Raw genomic sequence first — 4,895 nt, 5'->3', positions numbered from 1 at the left:
GCGCAGGCGGGCCCAGGCGGCGCCCGGCGCGGCCTCGGGCAGCTGGGCCCCGACCAGGCCGTTCTCGCCCCAGGCCAGGCCGCACAGCCCGATCGGCGTTTCGAAGAGGGTGAAGCCCTGGCTCATGGAGGCAATATAGCAGCGGTACGCGGGGTTTGGAGGGGGCGTTCACCACCGTTTGTCATCCCGGACGTAGCGCGCAGCGCGAAGATCCGGGACCGACGCGTGAACGCAGGCGCTTCCGGCGGTCCCGGATCGGCGGTCCTTCGGGCCTTGTCCGGGACGACAGCAATTGAAGAGAGCAAGACCAACTCACGGCAAGGGTTGTTTCCAACCGCTGGGTTCGCCCCTACGATTTCCCAATTCTTGCTGTCGGGAGATCACGTTGCGCCGCATCCTCACCCTCGCCGCCCTGATGGCCTCGGCCAGCCTGGCGCCCGCTTTCGCCGGCGACATCCTGATCCACGGCGGCCCGATCCACACCGGCGTCGCCGCCGCGCCGACGGCCCAGGCCGTGCTGATCCGCGACGACCGCATCGCCTTCGTTGGCGACCTGGCCGCCGCCCAGGCCAAGGCCGCCAAGGACGCCCGCGACATCGACCTGAAGGGCGCGGCGGCCTTCCCCGGCTTCGTCGACGCCCACGCCCACCTGACGGGCGTCGGCCTGCGCGAATTGACCCTGAACCTGGACCAGACCCAATCGGTCGAGGCCCTGGTCGCCGCCGTGAAGGCCTATGCCGCCACGCATCCGGACGGCCCGATCTTCGGCCGCGGCTGGATCGAGACCCACTGGCCCGAGAAGCGCTTCCCCAACCGCGCCGACCTCGACCGCGCCGCGCCCGGCCGGGTGATCGTGCTGGAGCGGGCCGACGGCCACGCCTCGGTCGCCTCCACCGCGGCCCTGGCCAAGGCCGGGGTGACCAAGGACACCGCCGCTCCGACCGGCGGCCAGATCCTCAAGGGTCCGGACGGCGCGCCCGACGGCATGCTGATCGACCACGCCCAGGGTCTGATCGCCGGCGTGATCCCGCCGCCGTCCGACGCCCTCAAGCGCCAGGCCCTGGAAAAGGCCGGCGCCCTCTACGCCTCGCGCGGCTGGACGGGGCTGGGAAACATGAGCGTCGAGGCGCCGGACCTGGCGATCCTGACCGAGCTGGCGGCCGCCAAGACGTTCAGCCTGCGGGTCGACAACTATATGGACCCCAGCGGCGCCGCGCAGGTGCTGGCCAAGGGGCCGTTCACCGACGCCACCGGGCTGATCCGGGTGCGCGGGATCAAGCTCTACATGGACGGCGCCCTGGGCTCGCGCGGCGCGGCCTTGCTTGAACCCTACAGCGACGCCGAGGGCCTGGGCCTGCAGCTGACCCCGCGCGACAAGGGTCTGGCGCTGATGAAGCAGGCCAAGGCCGTGGGCGCCCAGGTGGCCATGCACGCCATCGGCGACCGCGGCAACCGCATGACCCTGGACTGGTTCGAGGAGAGCCTGGCCAATGAAAAAGGGATGATCGACACCAAGGCCCGCTGGCGGATCGAACACGCGCAGATCGTCGCCGACGCCGACCTGCCGCGCTTCGCCAAGCTGGGGGTCATCGCCTCGATGCAGCCCAGCCACGCGATCGGCGACCTCTATTTCGCCCCCGCCCGCCTGGGCAAGGCCCGGCTGCACGAGGGCTATCGCTGGAAGGACGTCCTGGACAGCGGGGCGGTGATCGCCGCCGGCTCGGACGCCCCGGTCGAGGTCGGCGATCCGCGCATCGAGTTCTACGCCGCCGTCTATCGCCACAGCCTGGACGGCTTCGCCAACGCCGACTGGCATCTGGACGAGGCGGTCAGCCGCGATCAGGCCCTGCGCATGCTGACCTGGGCCCCGGCCTACGCCGCCTTCGCCGAACAGGATCGCGGCACGCTGGAAGCCGGCAAGAAGGCGGACGTGACGGTGTTTTCCAAGGACCTGATGACGGTGGCGCCGCCGGAAATCCTGAAGGCCGACGCGGTGCTGACCATCGTCGACGGCAAGGTGGTGTTCGAGAAGTAAGGGCCTCCCCGCTTCACCTTCATCCCTTCATCCCGACGAAAGTCGGGACCCAAGCCGAGTCGGCAAGGAGGGCGCGGCCGCCCCGTTCGCGAGCGCCAAGCCGGACGGTCAGCTTGGGTCCCGGCTTTCGCCGGGATGAGTGGAAAAAAGGAGCGACGGAGAGCGCCGCTCCCTATCGCACGATCGTCGCCTGTCGGACGCTCAGCAGCCATCCCCCGCCCTCCGGCCGCCACAGCTCGGTGAAGCGGCGGCGCACGGTCTGGCCGGCCAGCGGGGTCTTGCCCTTGGGCACGACAGTCTCCTCGCCCATCAGCAACACCATCTCACCGCGCAAGGACGCGTGCTCGATCAGCCGTTCGTACTGGCTGTAGCTGATCTTGCCGTCGGCGTTCAGCTGGCGGACCACGGCGCTGGGGGCGACGATGTTGACGGGATTGTTGACCACCAGCTCCGGCGCCAGGGCGGCGGCGAACACCGCGTACTCGTCAGCGACCAGGGCGGCGTCCACCTTCTCGACGGCGTGCATCACCGCAGCGATCTTGGCGTCGCGCAACGCCTCGTGAACCTCGAGACTGGCGGCCTTCCATCGGGAATTCTGCACGGCGCGAGCCTCCATCCGAAGACTCTATCTGAACGCTCTCGACGTCGTCGTCGTTGCCTCCGCTTGCCCCGCCGCGATTCCCATCCCACCTTTGAACCATGAGTGACCGTTCGACCGGACTGGCCCCTTCCAAGCTGACGGCGGTGCTCGGCCCCACCAACACCGGCAAGACCCACCTGGCCGTCGAGCGGATGCTGGGCCACGCCTCGGGGATGATCGGCCTGCCGCTGCGGCTGCTGGCCCGCGAGATCTACGACCGCATCGTCAAGCTGCGCGGCAAGGCCAGCGTCGCCCTGATCACCGGCGAGGAGAAGATCGTCCCGCCGCGCGCGGCCTATTTCGTCTGCACGGTCGAGGCCATGCCGTTGACCCGCGAGGTGGAGTTCGTGGCCATCGACGAGATCCAGCTGTGCGCCGATCCCGAGCGCGGCCACATCTTCACCCACCGCCTGCTGCACGCCCGGGGGCGGTTCGAGACCATGCTGCTGGGGGCCGGGACCATGGCCCCGCTGGTGCGCCGCCTGCTGCCCGACGCCGAGATCGTCACCCGCGAGCGGTTCTCCAACCTGAGTTATTCCGGCTCCAAGAAGCTGACCCGCCTGCCGCGCCGCTCGGCGGTGGTCGCCTTCTCGACCGACAATGTCTACGCCATCGCCGAGCTGATCCGCCGCCAGCGGGGCGGGGCGGCGGTGGTGATGGGGTCTTTGAGCCCCCGCACCCGCAACGCCCAGGTCGCACTCTACCAAAGCGGCGAGGTCGACTTCCTGGTGGCCACCGACGCCATCGGCATGGGCCTGAACATGGACGTCGACCACGTGGCCTTCGCCGGCCTGCGCAAGTTCGACGGCAAGCGCACCCGCTGGCTGTATCCCCAGGAGGTCGGCCAGATCGCCGGCCGGGCCGGGCGCTACACCCGCGACGGCACCTTCGGGGTGACCGGCGACTGCGAGGAGATGGACGAGGACCTGGTCGAGTCCGTCGTCGAGCACCGGTTCGAGCCGGTGATGGGCGCGGAGTGGCGTAACGCCAGGCTCGACTTCGGCTCGCTGACCGGCCTGCTGCGCTCGCTGGCCGAACCGCCCCAGCGCGGCGGGCTGACCCTGTCGGAGGAGGCGCTGGACGAGCGCACTCTGCGCAAGCTCGCCCAGCAGGAGGACGTGGTCGCCCGCTGCAAGGCCGACCGCTCGGCCCTGCTGCGGCTGTGGGACGTCTGCCAGACGCCGGACTTCCGCAAGACCACCGACGACGACCACCAGCGCATGGTCCGCACCCTGTTCGATGACCTGACCACGGGCCGCAAGCGCCTGCCCGAGGATTGGATCGCCGGCCAGTTCAAAGCCCTGGACCGCACCGACGGCGAGATCGACAGCCTGGCCGCCCGGCTGTCGGGGGTGCGCACGCTCAGCTACATCGCCAACCGCGGAGACTGGCTGCACAACCCGGTCCACTGGCAGGGCACGACGCGGCAGCTGGAGGATCGCCTCTCCGACACCCTGCACGAGAAGCTGATGGCCCGGTTCATCGACCGGCGCACCAGCGTGCTGATGCGCCAGCTGGGCGACCGCGAGACCATGCTGGCCGGCGTCGGCGCCGACGGGGCGGTGACGGTCGAGGGCCACATCGTCGGCCGGCTGACCGGCGTCACCTTCGTGCAGGAAAAGGCCGGCAGCGCCCTGGAGGAAAAGGCGCTGCGCAACACCGCCCAGCGGGCCGTCACCCCCGAGATCGCGCGGCGGCTGGGCAAGCTGGCGGGCGAGCCGGACAGCGCCTTCACCCTGACGCCCGACGGCGCGGTGCTGTGGAACGGCGAAGCGGCCGGGGCTGTGCGTTCCGGCGGGAACCTGCTGCAACCGCGTGCGCGGCTGCTGGGCGAGCTTGGCGAGGCCAGCGTCCGGGAACGCGCCGAGCGGCGGCTGGACGCCTTCCTGGCCGGCGAGGTCGACCGCAAGCTGCATGGCCTGCGCAAGCTGGAGCGCGCCTTGAGCGGCGGCGAACTGAAGGGCCTGCCGCGCGGCCTGGCCCATCGGCTTCTTGAAGCCGGTGGCGTGCTGGATAAACGCGCGGTCGACACTGACCTGAAGGCCATGAGCCAGGCCGAGCGGCGGACGCTCAAGAGCCTGGGCGTGCGGATCGGAGCGTTCAGCCTGTTCCTGCCCTCGGTGCTGCGGCCCGAGGCCCTGGCCACGGCCCGGGCCCTGACGCCCGGCGGCTGGCGCGGCGAAAGCGAGCGCCTGGCCCAGGCCCCCAGCCCGACGCCCG

The 4,895-nt window shown here is 70.6% G+C and carries 3 protein-coding genes and 1 pseudogene; 2 read left to right on the top strand and 2 right to left on the bottom strand.

From position 1 onward, the window contains the following. Positions 1 to 126: pseudogene (locus WAL33_RS14440) on the bottom strand (cysteine methyltransferase); the annotation flags it as partial. 289 nt (positions 127 to 415) lie between these two features. On the opposite strand from WAL33_RS14440, the gene WAL33_RS14435 reads away from it, so the two are divergent. Next, complete coding sequence (locus tag WAL33_RS14435; RefSeq protein WP_422182217.1) at positions 416 to 2,035, top strand: amidohydrolase; 1,620 nt, start codon at positions 416 to 418, stop codon at positions 2,033 to 2,035. Between the two features lie 172 nt (positions 2,036 to 2,207). On the opposite strand, the gene WAL33_RS14430 is transcribed toward WAL33_RS14435, so the two are convergent. Continuing rightward, positions 2,208 to 2,636 carry a nuclear transport factor 2 family protein gene (locus WAL33_RS14430; protein ID WP_422182216.1) on the bottom strand — a complete coding sequence of 143 codons (429 nt, stop codon included), beginning with the start codon at positions 2,634 to 2,636 and terminating at the stop codon, positions 2,208 to 2,210. A 98-nt stretch (positions 2,637 to 2,734) separates the two neighbouring features. On the opposite strand from WAL33_RS14430, the gene WAL33_RS14425 reads away from it, so the two are divergent. Continuing rightward, positions 2,735 to 4,895: helicase-related protein (locus WAL33_RS14425; RefSeq protein ID WP_422182215.1), on the top strand; the 2,161-nt coding region annotated here is incomplete at its 3' end.

The organism is Caulobacter sp. (assembly GCF_049283275.1).
Lineage (GTDB): Bacteria > Pseudomonadota > Alphaproteobacteria > Caulobacterales > Caulobacteraceae > Caulobacter.
The sequence above is the reverse complement of the archived record's forward strand: the minus strand, read 5'-3'. Positions and strand labels throughout refer to the sequence as shown.

Excerpts from the sequence above, each read along its gene's own strand:
- WAL33_RS14435 (WP_422182217.1), top strand. The coding sequence starts at position 416 with ATGGCCTCGGCCAGCCTGGCGCCCGCTTTCGCCGGCGACATCCTGATC.